This window comes from Trichlorobacter sp. (assembly GCF_034008105.1).
GTDB lineage: Bacteria > Desulfobacterota > Desulfuromonadia > Geobacterales > Pseudopelobacteraceae > Trichlorobacter.
In genome coordinates this window covers 13,196-37,124 of the sequence record NZ_JAVEPN010000015.1, presented here as the reverse complement: position 1 = coordinate 37,124, position 23,929 = coordinate 13,196, and the positions used below count along the sequence as shown (strand labels likewise).

The following is a 23,929-nucleotide window of genomic DNA, read 5'->3' as shown; positions in this document are numbered from 1 at the left end:
TACCTCCTGAAGTTGTTTTCAGGCTAGCACAACGACCTGACAGGAAATGTCAGATTGGTCGAGACTGCTCAGGTAAGCATTTTTTTCTTGCAATCGGCATGAGGTGGTGTTAATAGAATTGTTCCTTGCCCAGGTGGTGGAATTGGTAGACACGCAAGATTCAGGTTCTTGTGCTCGCAAGGGTGTGCTGGTTCGAGTCCAGTCCTGGGCACCAATCAAGAAGACAAAGCCTTCGAAGAGACCTTCGAAGGCTTTTCTTTTATCCGTAAAGGTGCTGCGATGCCACTAAATCTGCTGGATGTTGAAAAACCGGCCCGCTACCTGGGTGGCGAGATGGGCTCAGTGGTCAAGCCACAGGCTGAGCTGCGGATCGCCCTGGCCTTCCCCGATGTCTACGAGGTCGGGATGAGCCACCTGGGTCTCAAGATTCTCTACCGGATCTTGAACGATCTGGAGGGGGTGGCCGCCGAGCGGGTCTATGCCCCCTGGCCCGACATGGCCGCCTTGATGACCTCCGCAGGTGAACCGCTGGCCACACTGGAGACCGGCACCCCCCTGGCATCCTGCGACCTGGTCGGCTTCACCCTCCAGTATGAACTCTCCTGTACCAATATCCTGTCCATGTTGAGCCAGGCCGGCATTCCCTGGCGGGCCGACCAGCGCGACAGCGGTTTTCCGCTGGTGATCGCTGGCGGGCCCGGCGCCTACAATCCCGAACCGTTGGCCCCCTTTTTGGATGCCGTGCTGCTCGGTGACGGCGAGCAGGCGGTGGTGGAAATCGCCGAGGCACTGCGGCAGTGGAAACGGGATGGAGGCAGCTCCAAGGCCGAACTGTTGGAGCGCCTGGCCCGGATCGACGGCATCTACATCCCCTCATTGTTTGCGAGCGACTATCAGGCCGACGGACGGATTGCCGCCATCAGACCGCTTAAGGCCGGTTACGAACGGGTGCGGCGGCGGTTTGTAACCGATCTCGAACAGGCCCCCTTCCCTGACCAGCCGATCATTCCCTTTATGAAGACCGTCCATGACCGGGTGGCGGTGGAGATCGCCCGCGGCTGCACCCGCGGCTGCCGTTTCTGTCAGGCCGGCTACATCTACCGTCCGCTCAGGGAGCGTTCGCCGGAGCAGATTCAGCAGCTGATCCAGACCGCGCTGCAGGCCAGCGGCTATGACGAGATCTCATTGCTGTCGCTCTCCACCGGCGACTACAGCTGCATTGGGCCGTTGTTGCAAACCCTGATGCAGCAGTATGCCGCCAGCCGGGTAGCGGTGTCGCTGCCGTCGCTGCGGGTGGGCACCCTGACCCCCGAGCTGATCGACGAAATCCGCAAGGTACGCAAGACCGGCTTCACTCTGGCCCCGGAGGCCGGCAGCGAACGGATGCGGCGGGTGATCAACAAGGGGATCACCGAAGCCGACCTGCTTGAGGGGGCGGCCAATATCTTCGGCGCCGGCTGGCGCCTGATCAAGCTGTACTTCATGATGGGCCTGCCCAGCGAGACCCGCGACGACCTGTTGGCCATCGCCGACCTGGCGCGTCAGGTCAAACAACAGGCTCGCAAGGTGGGCAGCCACGGCGAGGTGAACGTGGCGGTCAGCACCTTTGTGCCCAAACCCCACACCCCGTTCCAATGGCAGCGGCAACTGACCCTGGAGGAGACCCGTGAGCGGCAGGCACTGCTGCGGGATGAGTTGAGGCGTCGCAAGCTGAATTACAAATATCAGGAGGCTGAGCTGTCGTTTCTGGAAGGGGTCATCGCCCGGGGTGACCGGCGTCTAGGGCCGGTCATCGAGCGCGCAGTGCAACTGGGTTGCCAGTTTGACGGCTGGCGCGAGCATTTCTCGCTTAACCGCTGGCTACAGGCCTTTGCCGAGTGTGGGGTCGATGCCGAGTGGTACCTGCGTGAGCGGGATCAGGACGAGCTGCTGCCGTGGGAGCACCTGGACAGCGGCGTCGGTAAACCGTTTCTGCTGCAGGAGTATCGCGCCGCCTTGGCAGAGGCGGCCACCGAGGATTGCCGCAACGGGCACTGCTCGGGCTGCGGTGTCTGCGACTTTCAGCAGGTAACCAACCACCTGGTAACGTCCGAGCTGTCGCTGGCGCCGCCAGCGACGGTGGCCGAGGCCGAGCCAGAACACCGGCGGCTGCGGATGCGGTTTTGCAAGCGGGACAAGATCAGTGTGCTCAGTCACCTTGAGTTGATCAACCTGTTTACCCGGGCGGTCAGCCGGGCAGGCCTGCCAGTCCTTTTTTCACAAGGCTTTCACCCCCACCCCCGCTTCTCCTTTGCCACGGCCACCTCGGTGGGGGTCGAATCCGAGGCCGAATATCTCGATATCTATGTGAACGCCATGGGGCCCGCCGAGGCGCAAGAGCGCCTGAACCGGGTGCTGCCACCCGGCATCACCATACTTGATGCGCAGGAGATGCCGCTCAAGACCGAGTCATTGTCGGTGCTGATCGATGCCACCCGTTACCGGGTGACGCTGCATAACTACAATGCTGACCTGCTTGCGCAGCAAGTTGTGCAATTTATGGCACACTCCTCCTGGCTGCTGGTGCGTGAGAAGAAAAAACAGCGTCAGGAGTTCGATCTGCGCCAGGAGGTGCGTTCTTTGAGCGCCTGTGGTAGTATGCTCGAGATGGTCATCGGCCGCGGCAAGGCGGTGGAGGTGGCAGCTGCCGTTACCGGCGTCCCGGTGGAGACCTTGAAGGACTGCCGCATCGAAAAACTAGAAACGATTTTTACTTTATAGATAGAGGTACAGGCACCATGGCATCGGAACTGGTCATCAATGTGACGGCCCAGGAAACCCGGATCGCCCTGATCGAGAACGGCACCATCGCCGAACTCTATATCGAGCGGACCCGGGAAAAGGGGATTGTGGGCAACATCTACAAGGGACGCGTAGTGCGGGTGCTGCCCGGCATGCAGGCCGCCTTCGTGGATATCGGGCTGGAAAAGGCGGCCTTTCTCTACGTGGCAGATGTGTTTGATGGGCTGGATGAGTACGAAAGCCTGCTGGACGATGCCAAGAAGGACGACCGCAACGGCGATGACCATGACAGCGCCCAGCCGGATTACAAGGCGCTGCACCCGATTGAGGAGTTGCTGCAGGAGGGCCAGGAACTGCTGGTACAGGTCTCCAAGGAGCCGATCGGCACCAAAGGGGCCCGCATCACGGCCCACATCTCCCTGCCGGGACGACACCTGGTCTACATGCCCACCGTGGAGCATATCGGCATCTCGCGCCGCATCGAGGAAGAGGAGGAGCGGGAGCGCCTGCGGGAGATTGTGGAGCGCAAGAAGCAAGCCGGTTCAGGTTACATCGTGCGCACCGCCTCTGAGGGCAAGAGCGAAGAGGAGATCACGTCAGACATTGAGTACTTGACCAAGATCTGGGACGAGGTGGTCAGGAAAAAGGACAAGGCCGGCGCCCCCAGCCTGATCCATGCCGATCTGGATGTTGTGCCGAAAGTGGTCAGGGATATCGTCACCGACGAGGTCAAGCGGATCGTGGTAGATTCCAAGCCTGATCACGACCGGATCGTGCAGTTCATCACCACTTTTATGCCCAAGCTCAAGTCGTCGGTGGAGTTGTACGACGATGAAGAGCCGATCTTCGACCACTACGGCCTGGAGGTGGAGATCAGCCGCGCCCTGGGGCGCAAGGTCTGGCTGAAGAGTGGCGGCTACATCATCATCGAGCAGACCGAGGCCTTGACCGCGATTGACGTCAATACCGGCCGCTTTGTGGGCAAGCACAACCTGGAAGACACGATCCTCAAGACCAACCTGGAGGCGGTCAAGGAGCTGGCCTACCAACTGCGGCTACGCAACATCGGCGGCATCATCATCATCGACTTCATCGACATGGAGAAGGAGGTCAACCGGGAGAAGGTCTACGCGGCCCTTGATGAGGCGCTCAAGAGTGACAAGTCCAAGACCAACATCCTCAAGATCTCTGAGCTGGGCCTGGTGGAGATGACCCGCAAGCGGGTGCGGGAGAGCATCGGCCGGATGATGTGCGAACCGTGCCCCTACTGCGAGGGGCGTGGCTATGTCAAGTCCAAGACCACCGTCTGCCACGAGATCTTCCGCGAGCTGCGGCGTGAGATGCTGGATATTCGCGGCACCAAGGTGCTGTTGACCGTGCATCCCCAGGTGGCTGATCTGCTGTATGACGAGGAGCGGCGGGGGCTGGAGGAGCTGGAGAAGATCTTCAAGAAGCGGGTCACCGTGCGGGCCAAGCCGGGCTTTCACCAGGAGCAGTTCGAGGTGGTAATTAACTGATTGCGGCTCAGTGCAGGGGCCTTTTGAAGCGAGAAACGGCGCGGGAATCTTCCCGCGCCGTTTCTCGTTGTGATGTTGGCTTGGTTACTTGATCAGGCGGCCTTGCGCATCTCCTGACGCTCAAGCTGCAGGGTGAAGACCTCCATCGCCTCGCGCATGATGTCGGACACGCTCTTGTGGGTCCGGCGCACCAGGCTTTCCAGTTGCTCACGCTCTTCGTCGCTGACGCGCATCGAGATCACGTTGTAGCGGGGGTTCTCTCTCATTCTGCCCATGGTTTGTTCTCCTTTTTTCGCTATTGGTTAGTAGATGCCGTAGATAATAAGGTGCGATTGGTATCTAACTATTGCCAATAGCGTGCCAAAAAAGTCGTATACAACAAACCGCTGAAAATACGTTGTTTTTTTTATGAGCAATAAAAACATGCATTAAATGAGTGTGTAAAGTGTGTCTCGAATGACACACTTTAGACAAAAGTATACACTATTATAGAACGTTCGGTTGGCTCCCGCTGTCGGATGCAGGCTGTTTGGACAGGGAGCGTTGCAGGGTGATGCCGTAGCGCTCCAGTAGACGGTAAAAGGTGCGTCGCGGCACCTCGGCCAGGCGGGCAGCCTTGGAGACGTTGCCACCTGATTCCTCCAGGTAGCGCAGGATAAGGTTCCGTTCCAGTCGTCCCAAGTGGGTTTCACGTTCTGCCTTGAAGGAGGTGCGCCGCACCCCAGGCAGTGCGCCGGCCCGCTCGCCGTAGATGTCGCGGAAGACCGACGGCAGGTTTTCCAGCCTGATCACGCCGTCCTGGGTCAGAACGGCGGCCCGCTCGATGATGTTCTGCATCTCACGCACATTGCCGGGCCAGCGATAGTGGCGCATGGCGGCCAGGGCCCGTTCTTCAATGCCGTCCAGTGGCTTGTTGAGTTTTTTACGGGCCTTACCCAGGAAGTGGCGGGCCAGGATCGGGATCGAGTCCTCACGCTCGCGCAGCGGCGGTAGCTGGATGGTGAAGACGTTCAGGCGGTAGTAGAGATCTTCGCGGAACCAGCCGTCCCGCACGCCGGCCTCCAGGTCCTTGTTGGTGGCGGCGATCAGGCGCACATCGACCCGCTTGGCGCTGGTGCCGCCTACCGGTCGCACCTCGCCCTGGTCCAGCAGGCGCAGCAGTTCGGCCTGCAGCTTGGGGGTGATGTCGCCGATCTCGTCCAGGAAGATGGTGCCGCCATCGGCTGCCTCGAACAGACCTTTGCGGTCGGCTATGGCACCTGTAAAGGCGCCTTTTTTGTGGCCAAACAGCTCGCTTTCCAGCAAGGAATCGGTCAGGGTGGTACAGTTGACCGTCACCAACGGCTTGTCGGCCCGTGCGCTCAGGCGGTGGATGGCCCGGGCGGTCAATTCCTTGCCGGTCCCGGTCTCGCCACGGATCAGCACTGTGGTGGGGGTTGGCCCCACTTGCCGGATCAGGGCCACCACCTCGTCGTTATCACGGTCATCACCGATGATCATATCCTCGCCCAACTGCTTGTTCAGCTCGCGGGTCACCAGCTCGTACTTCTGCATCAACCGGCCCCGGTCCTCTTCCATGCTGCGCAGGTTGAATGGCAGGCACATTCCCAGATCGGCCAGGCCCTGAAAGACCGCCACAGCATGTTCGCGGCAACTGTTGTAGCCGCAGGCCCGGCAGTTAAGCTCGTCGCCCTGGGTGAACTTGCCGGTGGAGTGCAGGATACGGCGGACATCATCAGGCTTGGGGGCCGGCAGCCGGCGCGACTTGTCGCTGAAGCTGCGGGTTAGTTGCTGGGGTGGCTGGGCATCCTGATAGTGGGCAGCGGTGCGGTACGGAATCGTGCTGCTATTGTAGCGAATGATCAGGTTGCGTTTGGAGATCAGGGTCAGCTCGCGGTTTTTACCGGGACCGTCCACACAACCGCCATCACAGAAGCGCAGGTCTACATAGCGCGGCTTGATGCGTCCGGCAGCCAGGTCGCGCACGATGTCGAGGGTATGTACTTCTCCTTCGCCGGAAACGGTCTCAGTATCCAGAAAATCGGTTTTAATGTCCAGGGCGCGAAACGGTCCGCCCGAAAGGGTAAACATGCGTCCGTGCTGGGGGTCAATGCCATCAAAGGCCGCCTCGGTCAGCACGGTGGGGTTGATGCCGCGCCGGCGGAAGAATAGTTCGATCTCGCTGTAGGTCAGCACCACATCCACCAGCCCGGCAAGCTCTGGTGACTGGATCTCGAACTTGGCGGCGATACAGGTACTGAGATAGATCACCTTGGTCTCGGGCCCGAGGTTTTCCTTGATGTAGCGCGCCATGGCCATCATGGGGGAGACCACCGGTACCAGATTGGGCAACAGCTTGGGGTAGTGGCGCTCGATCAGGTCCACCACCGCCGAGCAATGGGAGGAGATCAGCGGTTGCTCGGCATCGGCGATGGCCCGCGCATAGTGTGGTGCGACAAGCCGTGCGCCGTAGGCACCCTCATGCACTTCGTGGAAGCCGAGGCTTTTCAGGCCAGCCACCAGCTGGCCAGGGGTGTAGTTATGGAAGAAGGCCGGAAAGGAACAGCCCAGCACCGCCACCACCGGGTCGCCCGAGGCCAGCAGTTCTTGGGTCTTGACCATCCGGTCCACGATCACCTTGGCCTTCTGGGGGCAGTTTAGGCAGTTGCCGCAGCCGATACAGCGTTCGTAGATGATCTCGGCATAGCCGCTATCGACCTTGATCGCCTTGACCGGGCAGGTGCGGACGCAGGAATAGCAGGTGCGACAGCGTTCTTTATAGGTAACAATCGGTTCCATGACGGCTCCTTGCGCAATGCTTGAGCCATCATACAGACAATCATTAAAAAAGTGTGCTAAAAATGGCACACCATTCTGTATTCACAAAAAAAGGGGGCGCCAGGCCCCCAATGATGCAAACAAAATATAATTATATTGAATAGTTAGGCGATGGTGTGGCGGATATCCTTGCCTTTGACCATGAAGATCACCATCTCAGCAATGTTGGTGGCATGGTCGGCAATCCGCTCCAATGATTTCGAGACATAGGTCAGCTTCATGGCACGGCTGATGGTGCTGGGGTCCTCCAGCATAAAGGTGTAGAGCTCGCGCTGTATCTGCTGGTTCAGGTCGTCAACCATCTGATCATCCTGGCAGACCTTGATGGCCAGCTCGTCGTCACCGCGCACAAAGGCGTCCAGCGACTCCTTGACCATGACCGAGGCCCAGTGGGCCATGCGGGGAATATCGATGTACGGCTTCAAGGGTGGTTCGGTATTGATTTCCCGCACCCGTTTGCCCAGGTTGGCACACTGGTCGCCGATCCGTTCCAGGTCGGTGACGATCTTTAAGGCCAGGGTGATGAAGCGCAGGTCCCGCGCTGCCGGCTGGCGACGGGCCAACAGCTCAAGGCACTTTTCATCAATGGCCACCTCGTGGCCGTTCACCAGGTGGTCCTGGGCGATTACCCGCTCGGCCAGCGGGGTGTCCCGTTCCACCAGGGCCTTGATGGCGTCGGCAATCATCACCTCCACCAGACCTCCCATGGTCAGAATCCGCTGCCGCAGGTCGTGCAGCTCGGCATCAAAGGCTGCGCTGATATGCTGTCGTTCCATAGTTAATTACCCAAACCTTCCTGTTATATAGTCTTCAGTTTGCTTTTTTTCGGGGTTGGTAAAGATCTTCTTGGTCTCGCCCATCTCGATCAGTTCGCCCAGATAGAAAAAGGCGGTGGCATCGGAAACCCGGGCCGCCTGCTGCATGTTGTGGGTCACGATGACGATAGTGTACTGTTCTTTCAGCTCGTCAATCAACTCCTCAATCTTGAGGGTCGAGAGCGGGTCGAGGGCAGAACAGGGCTCGTCCATCAGGATCACCTCCGGGTTGGTGGCAATGGCCCGGGCGATGCAGATCCGCTGGGCCTGACCGCCGGACAGCCCCAGGGCCGATTCATGCAGCCGGTCCTTGACCTCGTCCCAGATGGCGGCGCCTTTCAGGCTCTTTTCAACGGTCTCGTCCAATAGCGCCTTGTCTTTAACCCCGGCGATCCGAAGACCATAGACGATGTTTTCATAGATCGACTTGGGAAACGGGTTGGATTGCTGAAAGACCATTCCCACCCTGCGTCGCAGCGAGATCACGTCAGTGGCGTTGCCGGTGATCTCCTGGCCGTCCAGCTTGATGCTGCCGGAGATAGCGACCGAGTCAATCAGGTCGTTCATCCGGTTCAGGCAGCGCAGCAAGGTGGACTTGCCGCAGCCTGAGGGGCCGATGAAGGCGGTCACCTGGTTGCGGGCCACCGACAGGGAGATATCCTTCAGGGCATGGGCAGCGCCGTAGTGCAGGTTCAGGCTCTCTACGGTCACAATCGGTTGTCTGCTGGTTACTTCAGATTCAGGGCTCATCGTCATCTGTTCCTTTATGGTTTAGAAGTGCGAGCTGGTGTACTTGCGCCGCATCTGGTTGCGGAAACGGATCGCCAGACTGCTGGCGGCGATCACGATCAACAGCAGCAGCAGGGTGGTAACATAGACCATCGGTTTGGCCGCCTCCACGTTGGGGGACTGGAAACCGACGTCGAAGATATGGAACCCCAGGTGCATGAACTTGCGGTCCATGTGAAAAAAGGGAAACTGGCCGTCAAAGGGGAGCGTGGGGGCCAGCTTGACCACCCCCACCATCATCAGCGGCGCCACCTCGCCCACGGCACGGGCCATGGAGAGCACCAGACCGGTCATGATACCGGGTGTGGCCATCGGCAGTAGCACGCGGGTCAGGGTCTGGAACTTGGTGGCCCCCAAGGCCAGCGAGCCTTCGCGGATTCCCTTGGGAATCGAGGCCAGCGACTCTTCGGTGGCCACAATCACCACCGGCACGGTCAACAGCGCCAGGGTCAGCGAGGCCCAGAGGATACCGCCGGTGCCGAAGACCGGGGTCGGCAGCCGCTCGGGAAAGAACAGTTTGTCCAGCGAGCCGCCGATGCCGTAGACGAAGAAGCCCAGGCCGAACACACCGTAGACGATGGAGGGTACCCCGGCCAGGTTGTTGACCGCGATCCGCACCAGCTGCACCAGCTTGCCCTCTTTGGCATACTCACGCAGGTAGATGGCGGCGATCACGCCGAAGGGCAGCGAGAAAACGGACATCAGCAGCACCATCATGACGGTGCCGAAGATGGCCGGGAACAGCCCCCCTTCGGTATTGGACTCGCGGGGGTCATCCAGCAGCAGTTCCTTTATCTTGACCAGATAGGCCCCTGCCTTGGCGACCACCGACATGCGGTTGGGCTGGTAGATCCGCACCAGCTCCTGCAGCGCCAGTTCCTTGGTGGTGCCGTTGGCGTCACTGAAGACAGCGCTGGCCTGGTTAATCACGGACTGACGCTGGTTGAGCTGCTCAAGCAGCTGATCAAAGGCCACGGTCAGCTGTTCGCGCTGCTCACTGAGACGGGCGATGGTTGCGCTGTTGGCCTCGGCATCGTGGTACTCCAGCTTCAGAATCTTGAGCCGCAGCCGCTCCGAGGCCTGGTTGAGGCGGGACATCTCGCTCTTGATCGGCGCAAGATCTTCCTTTTGGGTAAGCACCTCGCGGTGCAGCTTCAGCAGGCTGGCGTGGTCAGCGGCAACCGGTGCGCCGTTGATGTCCTTCAGCTCCTTGAGGAACCCAAAGAAGTTGCCGTGTTCGCGGCGCTCCAACAGATAGGCATCCTCAGGAATATCACGGCCGCTGATCTCAGCTTCGTCCACCCAACGGAAGTCCTGGGCATAGAGGTCGCGGTTGCCCACCTTAAGCTGCTGCCGCTTGGCGTCGGTCAATGCGTGGCGCTCAGTGTCGGTCAGCTGGCCCATCACCAGGCTGCCGTCAGTCAGTTGCAGGCGCACCAGCCCCTTGACCCAGAAATAACCCAGGGAATTACCCAGAATCACCGCCATCAGGGTCAGAGTCATGAACAGGATCACGGCCAGGGTTGCGCCGGACACCAGGACCATCGGTTCGCCACGTTTGAAGTAATTTTTCACGGTATACCCTTAATATCTCCCGTACTTTTTGCGGAAACGCTGCCGCAGCAGCTCTGCCGCAGTGTTGATGATGAAGGTCAGCACAAACAGCAGCACTGCCGACAGGAACAGGGTGCGATAGAGGGTGCCCCCCAGCGGGGCCTCAGGGATCTCCACTGCGATGTTGGCTGCCAGCGAGCGCAGGCCGTTAAACAGCGACCAGCTGGTAATCGGCGTGTTGCCGGTGGCCATCAGCACGATCATGGTCTCGCCCACCGCCCGGCCAAAGCCGATCATGATGGCCGAGAAGACGCCCGGCAGGGCAGAGGGCAGCACTACCCGCCAGGCGGTCTGCCAACGGCTGGCACCCAGGGCCAGCGAGGCGGCCGACAGGTTGCGGGGCACATTGGAGAGTGCGTCCTCGGCAATCGTGAAGATGATCGGAATCACCGCAAAGCCTAGCGCAATGGCGATCACGATGCTGTTACGCTGGTCATAACGCACCCCCAGCACTGAGTAGAGCCACTGTTTCAGGTCGCCGCCGAACAGGGTGGCCTCGATCAGCGGTGCCAGTTGGCCGGACAGCCACAACCCCAGCACCACCACCGGCAACAGCCCCAGAAATTCGTAACCCTTCAGCCGGCGGCCGATACGGGTGTTTTCCGCCAGTGGTCGCCAGGCAATAATCGTAAGCAGCAGCATGCTCGGCACCAGCAGGGCAGCCAGGAACAGGCCCAGCAGGTGGGTGTCCAAGAGCGGCGCCAGCCACAGGCCGGCCAGGAAGCCGACTACCACCGACGGCACCGCCGCCATGATCTCCACCGCCGGCTTGATCCGCCCCTTGAGGCTGGGGGCCATGAACTGGCTGGTGTACAGGGCGCCGAACAGGGCCAGCGGCACGGCGAACAGCATGGCGAACAGGGTGGCCTTGAAGGTACCGAAGATCAGCGGCACCAGCGACAGTTTGGGCTCGAAATCGTCGGTGGCGGCTGAGGACTGCCAGACATACTCCGGTTTGCTGTAGCCCTCATACCAGACCTTGCCGAACAGGGTGCCCAACGAGGTCTCCGGATGGGGAACGGACAGCTTCCAGGCCACCTGTGTGCCATCGGCGCCGGCAACCACCAGCTGACGCCCACGATCCACGAAACTGGCGCTTTCGACCGGCATGGCCGCCTTCAGGGTCAGCAGTAGCCGTTCGGTGGTCATATGCACCAGGCGGATGGTGCCGTGGCTGTCGATGGCGGCCAGCGACTTGTCCCGCGGCGAGGCCAACAGCAGGCTAACCGGACCGTTGCTGCTGGGCAGACGGTGGATCAGGGTCAGTTGTTTGTCTTCACCCCTGCCGGGGGTGGTGACCGGCATCCAGGTGGTGACCCCGCCCTGGGCATCACCCACCGCCAGTGAGTTGTCACCCAGCAGCGTGGTCAGGGCGGTTATCCGGCGGTGGTCCTTGAATGCCTCCACCGTATCCACCAGCCGTCCTTCGCCCTCAGCGGACAGGTCCCAGCGCACCAGCCAGCCGTTGTCGGTGCCGGCATACAGATTTTGACCTTTGCGTCCCAACCAGAAGACGGTTATCGGGCCGGGCAGCGGGTCGCTCAGGCGATACTGCTGTTCACTGCGGGCCTCGTTACCCAGGATATCGGTTGCAACGCTGCTGCGCTGTACCGCCAGCTGGTTGCCGGCCACCAGTTGCACGGTGATGGAGCCGCTATCGTCAAGTTGGCGTGTCTGGCTGACGGCAGCCCGCTCAACACTGACGCCATCAGAAAACTCGGTCGGTGCCTGGGCCAGGCGTTCGGCGCTGGGGGCAAAAAACAGCGGCAGGGCCACCTTGGCGATCAGCAGCAGGATCCCGATCACGGCCACGATCACCAACAGGCCGCAGCCCTTGATCAGCCAGGCTGCCAGGCGGTCATTGCGGCGAGATGTGTCTACAGTTGCTTTCGGCATGTTGAATCCTAGTCGGGCGTTAAGATACAAGCAGGGGTGTGGCGTCGGCCACACCCCTGTCAGCTACTGTTTTCAGCAGGTTACTTCAGTGCCTTCAGCTGGTTGGCTGCGGCAGCTGCCGGCAGCGGATCGTAGCCGTCCTTAACCACGACCTGCTGGCCTTCCTTGGACAGGGCGTACTTCAGGAACTCTTCCACCACCTTGGGCAGCGGCTCGCCCGGCTTCTTGGCGACGTAGATGTAGAGCATCCGGGAGAGCGGGTACTTGCCAGACAGCACGTTGGCGTAGTTGGCCTCGTAGATGGTGCCGCCCTTCTTGTCGGACAGTGCCAGGGCCTTCACGCCGGAGGTGGCATAGCCGATGCCGGAGTAGCCGATGGCGCTGACATCCTTGGCCACCCCTTCCACCACCGAGGCGGAACCGGGCTGCTCCTTGACGGTGCTCTTGAAGTCGCCTTTGTTCAGGGCGTGCTCCTTGAAGTAACCGTAGGTGCCTGAGGCGGAGTTACGGCCGAACAGTGAGATCGGCTTGGCAGCCAGCGGGCCGGTTACGCCTGCCTGACCCCAGGTGGCGATATCGGCCAGACCACGCTTGTGGTTCTTGGAGAAGATGGCATCCACCTCATCCAGCGAGAGGGCCTTGATCGGGTTGTCCTTGTTGACAAACACGGCCAGCGAGTCCAGGGCCACGCCGATCTTGGTCGGCTTGTAGCCGTACTTCTTCTCGAAGTCTTCAATCTCCTTGCCCTTCATCTCGCGGGACATGGGGGCCAGCTGGGCGGTGCCGGCGATCAGGGCCGGCGGTGCGGTTGAGGAACCCTTGCCCTCGATCTGGATGTTGACGTTGGGGTACTTCTTCTTGAAGCCTTCAGCCCAGTAGGTCATCAGGTTGTTCAGGGTGTCGGAACCGATGCTGCTCAGGTTGCCGGATACGCCCGAGGTGGCCTTGTAGCTGGGCAGTTTGGCATCGACCGTTACTTTCTCGGCCTGGGCCGCGGTGGTGATGCAAAGGGTGGCGACAGCTGCCAGGATCGTCGTTTTCAACATGGGTACGTCCTCCAATGAGATGGTTGGTTAGATAATCAGTTCAGTACTTGCACCATACGGCCACAGTGTGACAATCAGGTTACAGGTTGGGAAAATCTGGGTGAAATGACCCGCCGGTCAACACAACCCGGCCATCATCCGGTGCAGTGGCTGGGGTGCAACGGATGAAGAGATATCGCTGTTGGTCCGGTGGCAGGCGCCACAGATTACGTCGCCTTGTGCCACCCGTACCCACAGGGTCCGGTTGTCGCTGTCGCACCAGTCGCAGGTCCAGGTGTAATAATCATCAAGCGTTCTGAATTTCATGGCTAAGCTCCTTTCATGCCGTTGTGCAGCGCCAATCTAGCCTGCCCGTGTTGCAAACAGGTGACAGCAGCCTTAAAACCGGGCAACAGGGTTGAACTTGCTACGAGAGGACGGTATTGTGGCGTGCAGACGAGGAGGGATTATGAACTACAAGACTGTTGAGATGCAGGGACGCAAGCGGATCGCGCTGGTGGCCCATGATCACAAGAAGCGGGATCTGCTGGAGTGGGCTCGTTATAACCGGGCTGTGTTGGTGGAACATGACCTGTGTGCCACCGGTACCACCGGCAGCCTGGTACAGGAGGAGTTGGGTCTGGCGGTGACCCGGCTACAGAGTGGCCCGCTGGGAGGGGATCAGCAGATCGGCGCCAAGATCGCCGAGGGTGAGATCGATCTAGTGATCTTTTTTTGGGATCCGCTGGAGCCGCAGCCCCACGACCCGGACGTCAAGGCGCTGCTGCGGATCGCGGTGGTCTGGAATATCCCGGTGGCCTGTAACCGCTCCACGGCTGATTTTATGATTTCGTCAAGCCTGATCCATGATTGCTATGACCGGGTGTTACCTGACTATGAGGAGTACCGCCAACGTCTTAAGCAAGGTGCCTAGCTCCGCTGTTGCCGGGAAAGTTTAGCCAGCTCTTGCTGGCCAAACGTCCGCAGCCTGGGGTCATCAAGCTGTGCCAGACGGGTGATGAATTCTTCCCAGCTGTAGCTGACCGGTCGCTGTTGTGTGGCCAGGATGGTGCGAGAGCGTTGCATGCGGGCCTCTTTTTCCTTAGTAATGCTGGTGGTTGCCATGGCTTTCTCCAAAACTGATTGGAACGGTTTTCCGGGTGGTAATCTGTTTTACGGCTTCTTACTCAGATACTAATTGATCAAGATGGCTGCGGTGCGACGGTTGCGTTACAAAGAGATGGCGAAGACACGAGAGTCAGGCGGTATGTCTGTACCCCAACGGAGGCAGATCATGACGACACCTCAGCAGACCTCGCTTTACAAAACGATCCCGTTGGCCACCGATCCGGCGGCTCAACGGCGTTATCTGGTGGTTGATGAACCGATTGTCGGCAACTTCAGGTTCGGACTGCTGTTGGAAGATCTGGACATCATGGCCGAACAGGTGGCCCTGGGCTACGCCCGCCGCGCCCACCCCGACGCCAAGGTGGTGACTGCCGCTATCGACAACATCATTGTGCGTCATGTGGTCGATAATAGTCGGGACATTCAGATCGATGCGCGGATCAATCATGTGGGCCGCTCATCGATGGTGGTGGGGATGCGGGTGGAGCATGTCGGCGATCCGGCTACCCATATCGCCTCCTGCTACTTCACCATGGTGGCACGCGGCGGTGAGGCGGCCGAGGAGAGCCGGACCCTGCCGCCGCTGGAGTATCAGGACCAGTTGGAACGGCGCCGGGCCGAAAAGTCGCTCCAGGAACGGGAACAGTACCGGCAGCAGCAGGCAGCCCAGCAGGAACCGCCCAGCCGCGAAGAGTATCAGCTGCTACAACAGTTGCATACGGCTCAGGATGAAGCGGGCTTTAACGGGGTAAAGGCGGATCGGCTGGTGGTGGATGGCTGGGAGCGGATGTACCCGGAGCAGGAGTATGTGCCCCATCGTATCTTCGGCGGTTACATCATCCGCCGGGCCTACGAACTGTCAGCGATCTGCGCCGAGCTGATCGCGCCGCACCGACCGATCATCGCGGCGGTCAACCGGATCAACTTCTTTCATCCGGTGCGGTTGGGGGATAAGCTGCACTACACCTGCCGGGTGGTCTACACCTGCGACAGTTTTATCTGTGTTGAGGCCAGTATTGAGCGGATCAGCCGTGATCGTACCAGCAAGGCGCTCTCCAACTCCTGCCTGTTTACCTTTGTGAATGTGGATCGTGAACAGCGGCACCAGCCGGTACCGCCGATCTATCCCGGCACCTATGCCGAGGATGCGCGCTACCTGGCCGCCTACCGCAGCCACCGCGCCATGCAGCAGCATTACACGCTGCTGTAGCGAGCCGTATCGAAGATCAACCCCAGAATTTCTCCCAGAGGGTCATCACAATCTCGAAGGCGATCAGCAGGATGATGATCCATTCCAGCCGGGCCGAGCGGCGGGCGTGGGACAGGCTGGTAAAGACCTCGTTCACATCCAACAGGGTCTCGGATTTATGCTTGATCTCCTGGTAGCGGGGCCGCAGCTCAAACAGGCCGGCCATGGTCAGATAGAAGCGCTCGGCCTCGGCGTTGTCCCAGGTGATGTCCGGTTTGTCCAACACCATGATCTGGGCCACTGAGGCGTACTTGAAGCCCAGCACGATGGAGGCCAGCCGGGCCAGATCACGGTCCGGCAGTTCCAGCTTGCCCTTTTTCAGCTGGGCGATCAGCCCCTCCACCTCGTCCAGCACCGCATCGGTGCGCTCCTCGATCCGCTCCAGGGCCACCGACTGGGCCAGCACCAGACAGATGATATCCTGACTGACCTGACTGAAGGCCGGCAGCAGCGCGGCATCATTGCTGATCGACGCCGGCCGCTGCGGCTCGATCTCCAGGCGGTATTCCTCACGGTAGCGCAGTTGGGGTCTGCCTTTGAGGGTCTCGGCGTAGTGGCCGATCCCCTCCAGAAAACGTCCCACCAGCTCGTCATCGCCATTCACAAAGACCAGGCCGCCAAAGGAATACAGGTAGACCTGCAGGCTGTCGCCGTCGGTGCTGGGGGTGAGGGTGACCGGGTTGAGTCGCATCGGCTCTTCCCAGCGGTATTTGCGGCTGATGTTCAGCCGGCCGGCCAGCCGGTTCAGCTCCAGTTCGCCATCCAGCGCAAAGGCCGTAAAACGGGTCGGCTGCATCGTTTACCCCCTGGCCTCCGGTTGCACCGCAAAGACTACCTGCAGATCAAAGGCCTTCTCGAATAGTTCTTTCTTGGCGCTGCCGCCAAACACCTCCACTACCAGGTCGTCGGAGCCGCTCAGGCCGATCCGGGCAACCCGGTCTTGCAGCTGGCAGCTGATTTGCTCTACCGCGCTGCAGCGGCGTCGGTCCAGGCCATCGGCCAGCCGCAGGATGCCGCCCAGCCGGCTGACCAGCCCCTGCTCCTTGGCGGACAGCTTCTGGAACGGCTCGTGTTTTTTCTTGGGCAGCGCCTTGCGGTGGTAACGGGCGATCTGCGCCGCCAGTTCCCGCTCACGGGGGGTCAGACCAAACAGGTCGGCGTGGCGGATCAGGTGGTAGGAGTGTTTGTGGTGGCTCTCGTAGCTGATCCATGCGCCGCAGTCGTGCAGCAGGGCCGCCGCTTCAAGGACCACCCGCTCACGTTTCTTCAGGTTGCAGGGTTTGGCCAGGTCGTCGAACAGCGCCAGCGACAGCCGAGAGACCTGCAGGGCGTGCCCTTCCTCGATCTGGCAGCTATGGCCGAACTCCAGTACGGCATCGCGCCAGGTGCGGTGGTTTGATGTCTGGCGGGCCAGGCCGTGACGTTGCAGTGCCTGCAGGATCACCCCTTCGCGGATACCGCGGCCATTCACCAGCAGGGAGTTGGCGCCGAAGTAGTCCATCATGCAGTCCACCAGGGCTACACCGGCCACGATGATGTCGGCCCGATCCGGGGAGAGCCCCGGCAGGGTCTTGCGTTCTTCCAGGATTTTGCGCTGCAGCATGGCCAGGATATGCACCACCTCGGTACGCAAGACCGTGACGCCATGCACAGAAGGCAGTTCTTCGCGGCGGTACTGCAATACCATCTGGGCGATGGCGGTGATGGTGCCGCCCGAGCCCACCAGCACCGGCAGCTGCAGCTTGCCGCCGCCAAACCGCTTTTTCAGTTCAGCGCGGATGTGGCGCCGCAGCTTCTCCATCTCGCTGCCCTTGATCGGGTCGCTTTTCAGGAAGCGCTCCGTCATGACCACCGCCCCCAGTTCCAGGGAGTAGTGTTCTTCCACCAGCTGTCCCTGGGCCGAGGTCAGCTCGACGCTACCGCCGCCCACATCCAGTACACCGTAGCGCTGACCCTGCATATCAAAATTGCGCAGGGCTGACTGGGCCGCCAGTCCGGCCTCCTCTTCGCCGCTGATCACCTGGATCGCAACCCCCAGGATCGCCTCCAGCCGTGCCACCAGGTCCGGTCCGTTGCTTGCGCTGCGCACCGCGCTGGTGGCCACCGCCTCGACCCCCTTGACACCCAGGCCCTTGACCAGCTTGGCCATGCGGCTGACTGCCTGTTCGGCCCGCGTGATGGCGGCATTGCTGATGGCGCCGGAGGAGGCGATGCCTTCCCCCAGCCGCACGGTTTCCTTTTCGTCATCAAGGATGCGGTAGGTGCCGTTTTTGGAGGCCTCGACCACGATGCAGCGGATGGAGTTGGTGCCGATGTCGATGGCGGCCAGACGCTCGTTTTTCATTACGTTCCCTCTCTTAGATTTGCAGCTGGTACCTTAGTGGCTGCTGGCTCAGCAGCTGTTTGAAATCGTTGATCAGCTGCCGGTGCTGGGCAGCGATCACCAGCGTAACCCGTTCACGCACCTGCGGTTCAAGCCCGGATGCTCCCTTGACCAAGGCCAGAAAAACCTCACGGTCGTTCAGCTCCCCCAGCAGCCCCTGATAGCGCTTGAGCAAGGCCACCTGCCGGTCGTTCCGCCGTAGCCACAACTGCGCCAGCAGTTCGTTGAAATAGCGCCATTTTTTAACAGCGATACGGAGAGTATGCCGCTCTTCTGCCCGTTCGGCAAGTTCCGGCAACTGCAGCAGCTGGTGGATGGGACGGTACAGCGTCAGATTGCGATCCGCGAGCCAGCTGACCACCTCAAGCGGCGCAGCTGTTTCCGGGGTGTGCAGCTGCTGGCCAGCCAGCTCAAGCAGCTTGTGCAGGCGTTTGTGCGGCAGCTCCGCTAGCAGACGCCTGATCCGTCTGTGCTCCTGCCGGCGCTGCTGCTCCAGCTGCGTCAGCAGTGGCGTCAGGCCGTCATCCTCAAGCCCGCTCAGGTAGTGGTGTGCCTCGTCAAGGTTGCGTAGCTGGCCCAGCTCACGGGTCAGCCGTCGGACCGGACGCCGCAGACGCCGTACCTGGTCCTGGCCGATCCGGGGGGCCAGTAGCTCGATCATGGTGCGCAAGCGGCGGCTGGTAACCCGCAGGTCGTGAATCGCCTCAGCCTCGAACTGGTCAAGCACCAGCTGCCGCTGTTGCAGCAGTTCGCGCCACTGGTCATGCAGTGCCTGTTCCAGGCGCTCCAGCAGCAGTCGGGCTGCAGGCAGGGCGATGGTGCCCATGGTATCAGGCTGGCCTGAGCAGCGCCTTGCGGGCCGAGGTGACCAGCTTTTTGCCGGGCTCGATGTACCAGTCAAAAGCTGCCGGGCGTTCCGGTTTGTCGGGGCGCCAGGAAAGTGCCAGGCAACTACCCTTTGCCAGCGGGGCGACATGTTCATACCCCAGCAGCTGTGCCGCAAGCGCGGAAAGCTGCGGCTCGTGCCCCACCAGCATGATCGACATCTTGTTGGCGGCTCCACGCAGCAGGGTCATCACCGCATCCGTATCGGCTCCGGCGGCCAGGCAGGCATCTGCTGCCACAACGGTCTCCTTGCCGATGTCAACGGCCAGCAACTCGGCGGTCTGCACCGCCCGTATCAGCGGACTGGTAATGATCAGGCCGGGGCGCAGCCTGTTCTTTTTGAGCCGTTTGGCCTGTTTGGCGGCCTGCTTGCGTCCGCGTCGGGTCAGGTGACGCAGCTCCTCGGCCAGCCCTTCGCTGCGTTCGATTGCCTCTGCATGTCGTACCAGATAAAGTTGCATGAACACCTCCTCGGCCAGACTCTACACCTCCCGTAAGTGTACGGCAGAGTCGGGCAGAATCAAGTGTGTGATGGCATTGTAACGGAATTGTAGCAAACCTTGAGGGGCAAAAACGGGTGGGAAGTGGCAGGGAACGAACGGACGGCAACACGGGGTTGCCGTCCGATTACTGCGGCTATTTACCGAACAGGGGGGTCAGGCCCTGATAGGTGATAAAGGCCATCAGGGCCGAGGCGGGAATGGTCAGCACCCAGGCCCAGAGGATACGGTAGGCCACGCCCCAGTTGACGGCGGTCAGCCGTTTGGAGATGCCGACCCCCAGGATGGAGGAGGTGATGACGTGGGTGGTGCTGACCGGCATACCGATGGTGGCGGCGCCCATGATAACGCTGGCGGCGGCGGTCTCGACGCAGAAACCGTGCACCGGCTGCAGCTTGACGAAGTCGCGGCCCAGGGTCTTGATGATCCGCCAGCCGCCGGCGGCGGTCCCTAAGGCCATGGCCACGGCGCAGGCGATCTTGACCCAGGTCGGCACCTCAAAGCTGGGGATCAGGCCGTAGGACAACAGCGCCATGGTGATGACGCCCATCGATTTCTGGGCATCGGCCGAACCGTGGGAGAAGGCCATAAAGGCGGCCGATGCCACCTGTAGTTTGCGAAAACCCTTGTTGAGGGGCCCTGGGCTGTGGTTGCGGAAGATCCAGAGTACGATCACCATGAAGATGAAGCCGATGATAGTACCCACGATGGGTGAGAGCACCAGCGCCAGCACGATCTTTTTGAGACCTTGCCAATGCAGCAAGGCCGGGCCGGAATGGGCGATCACGGCCCCCATGATGCCGCCGATGATGGCGTGGGAGGATGAGGAGGGCATGCCGTAGTACCAGGTGATCAGGTTCCAGATGATGGCCCCCATCACGCCGGCCAGCACCACCATCTGGGTGATGCTGCTGGCATCCACGATCCCCTTGCCGATGGTGGTGGCCACCTTGGTGGAGACCATGGCGCCAGCGAAGTTTAAGAAAGCGGCCATCAGGATGGCAGCCTTGACCGACAGGGCCCGGGTGGAGACACAGGTGGCAATGGCGTTGGCGGTATCGTGGAAGCCGTTGATGTAGTCGAAGGCCAGGGCCGCAACAATCACCAGGATCAGCAACACAAGCGACAGATCAAGCATTTTTCATGACCACGCTTTCCAGGACGTTGGCTGCGTCTTCACACTTGTCGGTGGCCTTTTCCAGGGTCTCGTAGATCTCTTTCCACTTGATCAGCTGGATCGGGTCCTGCTCCTCATCAAACAGCTTGCTGATCGCCTCGCGGCAGGCCCGGTCAGCCTCGTTCTCAAGGGCGTTGATATCGACGCAGCAGGAACAGATATCCTCGTTTTTGCCGCCCAGGTGCTTGAGCGAGCATTCCACGGCCTGACAGGAGCGCAGGATGATGTCGGCCAGTTCCTTGGCGGCCGGGGTGGGGGCGTCGACCCGGTACATCACGAACCGTTGGGCCGAGGCATCGATCAGGTCCAGGATATCGTCCAGGCCGGAGGCCAGGGCGTAGATGTCTTCACGGTCGAAGGGGGTGACAAAGGTCTTGTTGAGTTTGTTGATAATGGCGTGGGTCTGGTGATCGCCCTTGTGTTCGATATCCTTGATTTTGCGCTGGCTGGCCACCGGGTCGCTGAAGTCGTTCATCATTTCGCAGAGGGCCTCGGCACCTTCGGTGATGATGGTGCCCATCTCGCGGAACATCTCGAAAAACTTTTCATCCTTGGGAATCAATCCGAACATGTCTGTCTCCTGATCTACAAAATAACCCGGTTGTAACGCTCATGTTACAACCGGGCTACCTTACTGAGACAGACGGTTTACTGCAACAGTTTTGTGGTCAGGCCTGCTGTAACAGGACCGTAAAGCGGCTGCCGCGGCCCGGTTCGCTGCTGACCTGCACCTCGCCGCCGTGCAGTTGCACGATATGCTTGACGATGGCCAGTCCCAGGCCGGTGCCGCCCTGTTCCCTGCTGCGAGCCTCGTCCACCCGGTAGAAGCGCTCGAAGATCCGTGGCAGGTCCTTGGCCGGGATGCCGACACCGGTGTCGCTGACCACCAGCGCCACTTGCTGACCACGTTGCTCGGCCGCGATGGTCACCGTGCCACCGGAGGGGGTGTATTTAATGGCGTTATCCAGCAGGTTGAGCAGCACCTGCTCCAGGCGGCCGTGATCAGCCGGCACCTTGGGCAACCCCTGTTCAGGGCAGTCAATAACCAGGTTGATGCCCTGCTGCCGCGCGTGCTCTCCCATCAACAAGCCCGCCTTGCGGATCAGGCCGCAGACGTCAAACGGGTGGCGTTCCAGCGCCGTTTCTTTGGATTCCAGCTTGGAGAGGGTCAGGATGTCGTTGATCAGGTTGGTCAGCCGTTCGGCGTGGCTGGCGATGATCTGCACAAACTGGTGGCTGCGCCCGGCGTCCTGCAGACCACCGTCCAGCAGGGTCTCGGCGTAGCCCTTGATCACCGCCACCGGTGTGCGCAACTCGTGGGAGGCGTTGGCCACAAAGTCGCGTCGCACCGCTTCTATCCGTTTCAGGTCGCTGATGTCGTGGAAGACCGCCACCGCACCCTGCTGGTCGCCCAGTGGCACCCAGTGGGTGGACAGCACCAGCTCAGGCAGCTGCAGGTGCACCTCGCGCACTACTTCGGCGCCGCTCTGCTGATGTTCTTCGAGGGCCTCCAGCAGGTCGGGATGCCGGCAGACCTCGGCCAGGGGACGACCCTCCACCTGTCCGCTCAATTGGAACTGACGGCGAAAGGCGGGGTTGACCAGGGTGATTACCCCCTGGGAGTCAAGCACCATCACCCCTTCGCCCATGCCGCGCAGGATGGTATCCAGCCGACGCTGCTCACCGGCCAGGGTCTGTACCTGGCCCTCGATCCGTTCGGCCATCTCGTTGAGCACCTTGCCCAAGTAGCCGATCTCGTCGCTGCCCTGTGCTGGCATGCGCACGCCGCGCTCGCCGGCTCCGAAACGCGCCGCTGCCTCGGCTATGGCCCGCAGCGGACGTGCGGTCAGGTTGGATAATGCTGCCGAGAAGATCAGGGCCAGCACCAGCAAAGCAGCGCCAGCGCCTCCCAGCAGGGTGTTGAGTGAGCGTTTGGCGCTGTCCAGGTATTCCAGCGGCAGGGCCAGCCGCAGCACCACGCCGTCAGCAGCGCTGCTGGCCACCGCCACGTAGAGCATGGTTGCCCGCAGCGTCTCAGAATAGCGCAGCGTGCTGCCGCTGCCGCTGGCCAGCGCCTCCTGCACCTCGGGTCGGCTGCGGTGGTTCTCCAGACTGGCCACCTGGTCGTCACGCACGTCAGAGTCGCCCAGCACCCGTCCGTCGGCGGCGATCAGGGTTACCCGCGAGCGGGTGGCGCTGCCCAGCTGCTCGGCTATCCGTTGGGGGTGCTGGCCAGTGTGCAGGTGCTGGTAGGTCATGCGGGCCAACCGGGCCTCGTTCAGCAGGTGGTTGCGGCTTTCATCCACCAGCCGCCCTTCCAGTAGTCGGTTGGTCTGGAAGTAGAGGGCGCCGGCCATCATAAGCGACAGCAGGGCATAGGAAAGAAACAGCTTCCAGCGAAAGGTCATGGCGTAATCTCCAGTTTGTAGCCGAAGCCGCGCACGGTCTTGATCATCTCGCCGGCCGGGCCAAGTTTGCCCCGCAGCCGGGTGACGTGGGTGTCCACGGTACGGGTGTCGCCCACATAGTTGTAGCCCCAGACCTGCTGCAGCAGCAGTTCGCGGCCCAGTACCCGCCCCACCCGCTCGGCCAGGTACTGCAGCAGTTTGAACTCGGTGCCGGTCAGCTCCACTGGTTGGCCTTCAAGCAGCACCTGGTGTCGCTCGATATCGATAGTCAGCGGGCCTGCCTGTAGCAGCGCGGCCGATTCAGGCTCGTGGCTGCTGCGCCGCAGGATGGCCCGCACCCGCAACAGCAGTTCGCGCATTGAAAATGGCTTGACGATGTAGTCGTCGGCCCCCACCTCGAAACCGACCACCCGGTCGATCTCCTCGCCGCGAGCGGTCAGCATCAGCACCGGAATGGCGGCGGTCTTCGGTTCCCGGCGCAGTGCGGTGCAGACCTCGGTGCCCATCATACCGGGCAGCATCAGGTCCAGCAGGATCAGATCCGGCAGTTCCTCGCGGGCCAGTGTCAGGCCGTCAGGGCCGGTCAGGGCGCATAGCGGCCGAAAGCCTTCTTTTTCAAGGTTGAAGGCCAGCAGATCTGCCAGGTCCTTCTCATCTTCCACGATCAGTATTTTTTTCATGCGGTCATACTCCTGCGTCGCACAGCCTGTTTCAGGCAGCGTATTCCAGGTCGTTACGCTACCAGCAAAACGTTACAGCCTTGTTACATGCAGGCAACTGCTTTGTGGCGCCATAACCAAAAGGCTGCCCCCGCTCTGGAGACAGCCTCTGATCTAGACCGTGCGGTCACCACATGCCACCAGCAGTCGGCAAGCACTGGTGTGACGGAAACAGCAACCTTCCCGTTCTGAGGTGCTGTGTCTG

Annotated in this window: 21 protein-coding genes and 1 tRNA gene; 5 read left to right on the top strand and 17 right to left on the bottom strand. The window is 61.0% G+C overall.

Annotation, left to right across the window (positions count from 1 at the left end; genetic code table 11):
• Nucleotides 1–127: 127 nt before the first annotated feature.
• From RBQ93_RS09925 to RBQ93_RS09915, 3 genes are all read left to right on the top strand, one after another.
• A tRNA-Leu gene (locus tag RBQ93_RS09925) sits at nucleotides 128–214 on the top strand.
• 65 nt (nucleotides 215–279) lie between these two features.
• A complete protein-coding gene (locus RBQ93_RS09920; protein ID WP_320371958.1) occupies nucleotides 280–2,760 on the top strand; it encodes a TIGR03960 family B12-binding radical SAM protein in 2,481 nt (826 codons plus the stop codon).
• A 17-nt stretch (nucleotides 2,761–2,777) separates the two neighbouring features.
• Entirely contained in the window at nucleotides 2,778–4,298 is a 1,521-nt protein-coding gene (locus tag RBQ93_RS09915; RefSeq protein ID WP_320371957.1) for an Rne/Rng family ribonuclease, read from the top strand.
• 92 nt (nucleotides 4,299–4,390) lie between these two features.
• Here RBQ93_RS09915 and RBQ93_RS09910 read toward each other — a convergent pair whose 3' ends face one another.
• The 8 genes from RBQ93_RS09910 to RBQ93_RS09875 form a co-directional block, all read right to left on the bottom strand.
• Entirely contained in the window at nucleotides 4,391–4,573 is a 183-nt protein-coding gene (locus RBQ93_RS09910; RefSeq protein ID WP_320371956.1) for a ribbon-helix-helix protein, CopG family, read from the bottom strand.
• 211 nt (nucleotides 4,574–4,784) lie between these two features.
• Nucleotides 4,785–7,097: a sigma 54-interacting transcriptional regulator gene (locus tag RBQ93_RS09905; RefSeq protein WP_320371955.1), complete on the bottom strand. Its 2,313-nt coding sequence runs from the start codon at nucleotides 7,095–7,097 to the stop codon at nucleotides 4,785–4,787.
• A gap of 143 nt (nucleotides 7,098–7,240) precedes the next feature.
• Nucleotides 7,241–7,912 carry a phosphate signaling complex protein PhoU gene (phoU, locus tag RBQ93_RS09900; RefSeq protein ID WP_320371954.1) on the bottom strand — a complete coding sequence of 224 codons (672 nt, stop codon included), beginning with the start codon at nucleotides 7,910–7,912 and terminating at the stop codon, nucleotides 7,241–7,243.
• Between the two features lie 6 nt (nucleotides 7,913–7,918).
• Nucleotides 7,919–8,701, bottom strand: a complete 783-nt coding sequence (gene pstB, locus RBQ93_RS09895; RefSeq protein ID WP_320371953.1) for a phosphate ABC transporter ATP-binding protein PstB — start codon at nucleotides 8,699–8,701, stop codon at nucleotides 7,919–7,921.
• Nucleotides 8,702–8,722: 21 nt separating this feature from the next.
• Nucleotides 8,723–10,315 carry a phosphate ABC transporter permease PstA gene (gene pstA / locus RBQ93_RS09890; RefSeq protein ID WP_320371952.1) on the bottom strand — a complete coding sequence of 531 codons (1,593 nt, stop codon included), beginning with the start codon at nucleotides 10,313–10,315 and terminating at the stop codon, nucleotides 8,723–8,725.
• 9 nt (nucleotides 10,316–10,324) lie between these two features.
• Entirely contained in the window at nucleotides 10,325–12,250 is a 1,926-nt protein-coding gene (locus RBQ93_RS09885; RefSeq protein ID WP_320371951.1) for an ABC transporter permease subunit, read from the bottom strand.
• A gap of 80 nt (nucleotides 12,251–12,330) precedes the next feature.
• A complete protein-coding gene (locus RBQ93_RS09880) occupies nucleotides 12,331–13,296 on the bottom strand; it encodes a phosphate ABC transporter substrate-binding protein (protein WP_320371950.1) in 966 nt (321 codons plus the stop codon).
• Nucleotides 13,297–13,413: 117 nt separating this feature from the next.
• Nucleotides 13,414–13,602, bottom strand: a complete 189-nt coding sequence (locus RBQ93_RS09875; RefSeq protein ID WP_320371949.1) for a hypothetical protein — start codon at nucleotides 13,600–13,602, stop codon at nucleotides 13,414–13,416.
• A gap of 142 nt (nucleotides 13,603–13,744) precedes the next feature.
• Here RBQ93_RS09875 and RBQ93_RS09870 point away from each other — a divergent pair, with 142 nt between their 5' ends.
• Nucleotides 13,745–14,209, top strand: a complete 465-nt coding sequence (locus RBQ93_RS09870; RefSeq protein ID WP_320371948.1) for a methylglyoxal synthase — start codon at nucleotides 13,745–13,747, stop codon at nucleotides 14,207–14,209.
• Here the strand turns inward: RBQ93_RS09870 and RBQ93_RS09865 are convergent.
• Nucleotides 14,206–14,400: a hypothetical protein gene (locus RBQ93_RS09865; RefSeq protein ID WP_320371947.1), complete on the bottom strand. Its 195-nt coding sequence runs from the start codon at nucleotides 14,398–14,400 to the stop codon at nucleotides 14,206–14,208. The two genes, RBQ93_RS09870 and RBQ93_RS09865, sit on opposite strands and share 4 nt — an antisense overlap.
• A gap of 169 nt (nucleotides 14,401–14,569) precedes the next feature.
• Here RBQ93_RS09865 and RBQ93_RS09860 point away from each other — a divergent pair, with 169 nt between their 5' ends.
• On the top strand, nucleotides 14,570–15,613 hold the full coding sequence (locus tag RBQ93_RS09860; protein ID WP_320371946.1) for an acyl-CoA thioesterase: 1,044 nt from the start codon (nucleotides 14,570–14,572) through the stop codon (nucleotides 15,611–15,613).
• 16 nt (nucleotides 15,614–15,629) lie between these two features.
• Here the strand turns inward: RBQ93_RS09860 and RBQ93_RS09855 are convergent, their stop codons facing one another.
• The 8 genes from RBQ93_RS09855 to RBQ93_RS09820 form a co-directional block, all read right to left on the bottom strand.
• On the bottom strand, nucleotides 15,630–16,448 hold the full coding sequence (locus RBQ93_RS09855; protein WP_320371945.1) for an RMD1 family protein: 819 nt from the start codon (nucleotides 16,446–16,448) through the stop codon (nucleotides 15,630–15,632).
• Between the two features lie 3 nt (nucleotides 16,449–16,451).
• Nucleotides 16,452–17,996, bottom strand: a complete 1,545-nt coding sequence (locus tag RBQ93_RS09850) for a Ppx/GppA phosphatase family protein (protein WP_320371944.1) — start codon at nucleotides 17,994–17,996, stop codon at nucleotides 16,452–16,454.
• 13 nt (nucleotides 17,997–18,009) lie between these two features.
• Nucleotides 18,010–18,861 (bottom strand): CHAD domain-containing protein, encoded by an 852-nt coding sequence (locus RBQ93_RS09845; RefSeq protein WP_320371943.1) that lies wholly within the window; start codon nucleotides 18,859–18,861, stop codon nucleotides 18,010–18,012.
• A gap of 4 nt (nucleotides 18,862–18,865) precedes the next feature.
• Complete coding sequence (gene sixA, locus RBQ93_RS09840; RefSeq protein ID WP_320371942.1) at nucleotides 18,866–19,381, bottom strand: phosphohistidine phosphatase SixA; 516 nt, start codon at nucleotides 19,379–19,381, stop codon at nucleotides 18,866–18,868.
• 175 nt (nucleotides 19,382–19,556) lie between these two features.
• Nucleotides 19,557–20,558 (bottom strand): inorganic phosphate transporter, encoded by a 1,002-nt coding sequence (locus RBQ93_RS09835; RefSeq protein ID WP_320371941.1) that lies wholly within the window; start codon nucleotides 20,556–20,558, stop codon nucleotides 19,557–19,559.
• Entirely contained in the window at nucleotides 20,551–21,168 is a 618-nt protein-coding gene (locus RBQ93_RS09830) for a DUF47 domain-containing protein (protein WP_320371940.1), read from the bottom strand. The genes RBQ93_RS09835 and RBQ93_RS09830 overlap by 8 nt, the downstream gene beginning before the upstream one ends.
• Nucleotides 21,169–21,265: 97 nt before the next feature.
• Complete coding sequence (gene pnpS, locus RBQ93_RS09825; protein WP_320371939.1) at nucleotides 21,266–23,005, bottom strand: two-component system histidine kinase PnpS; 1,740 nt, start codon at nucleotides 23,003–23,005, stop codon at nucleotides 21,266–21,268.
• On the bottom strand, nucleotides 23,002–23,685 hold the full coding sequence (locus tag RBQ93_RS09820) for a winged helix-turn-helix domain-containing protein (RefSeq protein WP_320371938.1): 684 nt from the start codon (nucleotides 23,683–23,685) through the stop codon (nucleotides 23,002–23,004). Before RBQ93_RS09820 ends, pnpS begins: the two co-directional genes overlap by 4 nt.
• Nucleotides 23,686–23,929 lie beyond the last annotated feature (244 nt).

Bases quoted from the DNA above. Each gene is read 5' to 3' on its own strand.
- RBQ93_RS09920 (WP_320371958.1), top strand. From the start codon at position 280: ATGCCACTAAATCTGCTGGATGTTGAAAAACCGGCCCGCTACCTGGGT.
- RBQ93_RS09915 (WP_320371957.1), top strand. From the start codon at position 2,778: ATGGCATCGGAACTGGTCATCAATGTGACGGCCCAGGAAACCCGGATC.
- RBQ93_RS09910 (WP_320371956.1), bottom strand. From the start codon at position 4,573: ATGGGCAGAATGAGAGAGAACCCCCGCTACAACGTGATCTCGATGCGC.
- RBQ93_RS09905 (WP_320371955.1), bottom strand. From the start codon at position 7,097: ATGGAACCGATTGTTACCTATAAAGAACGCTGTCGCACCTGCTATTCC.
- phoU (WP_320371954.1), bottom strand. From the start codon at position 7,912: ATGGAACGACAGCATATCAGCGCAGCCTTTGATGCCGAGCTGCACGAC.
- pstB (WP_320371953.1), bottom strand. From the start codon at position 8,701: ATGAGCCCTGAATCTGAAGTAACCAGCAGACAACCGATTGTGACCGTA.
- RBQ93_RS09885 (WP_320371951.1), bottom strand. From the start codon at position 12,250: ATGCCGAAAGCAACTGTAGACACATCTCGCCGCAATGACCGCCTGGCA.
- RBQ93_RS09880 (WP_320371950.1), bottom strand. From the start codon at position 13,296: ATGTTGAAAACGACGATCCTGGCAGCTGTCGCCACCCTTTGCATCACC.
- RBQ93_RS09875 (WP_320371949.1), bottom strand. From the start codon at position 13,602: ATGAAATTCAGAACGCTTGATGATTATTACACCTGGACCTGCGACTGG.
- RBQ93_RS09870 (WP_320371948.1), top strand. From the start codon at position 13,745: ATGAACTACAAGACTGTTGAGATGCAGGGACGCAAGCGGATCGCGCTG.
- RBQ93_RS09865 (WP_320371947.1), bottom strand. From the start codon at position 14,400: ATGGCAACCACCAGCATTACTAAGGAAAAAGAGGCCCGCATGCAACGC.
- RBQ93_RS09860 (WP_320371946.1), top strand. From the start codon at position 14,570: ATGACGACACCTCAGCAGACCTCGCTTTACAAAACGATCCCGTTGGCC.
- RBQ93_RS09855 (WP_320371945.1), bottom strand. From the start codon at position 16,448: ATGCAGCCGACCCGTTTTACGGCCTTTGCGCTGGATGGCGAACTGGAG.
- RBQ93_RS09850 (WP_320371944.1), bottom strand. From the start codon at position 17,996: ATGAAAAACGAGCGTCTGGCCGCCATCGACATCGGCACCAACTCCATC.
- RBQ93_RS09845 (WP_320371943.1), bottom strand. From the start codon at position 18,861: ATGGGCACCATCGCCCTGCCTGCAGCCCGACTGCTGCTGGAGCGCCTG.
- sixA (WP_320371942.1), bottom strand. From the start codon at position 19,381: ATGCAACTTTATCTGGTACGACATGCAGAGGCAATCGAACGCAGCGAA.
- RBQ93_RS09835 (WP_320371941.1), bottom strand. From the start codon at position 20,558: ATGCTTGATCTGTCGCTTGTGTTGCTGATCCTGGTGATTGTTGCGGCC.
- RBQ93_RS09830 (WP_320371940.1), bottom strand. From the start codon at position 21,168: ATGTTCGGATTGATTCCCAAGGATGAAAAGTTTTTCGAGATGTTCCGC.
- pnpS (WP_320371939.1), bottom strand. From the start codon at position 23,005: ATGACCTTTCGCTGGAAGCTGTTTCTTTCCTATGCCCTGCTGTCGCTT.
- RBQ93_RS09820 (WP_320371938.1), bottom strand. From the start codon at position 23,685: ATGAAAAAAATACTGATCGTGGAAGATGAGAAGGACCTGGCAGATCTG.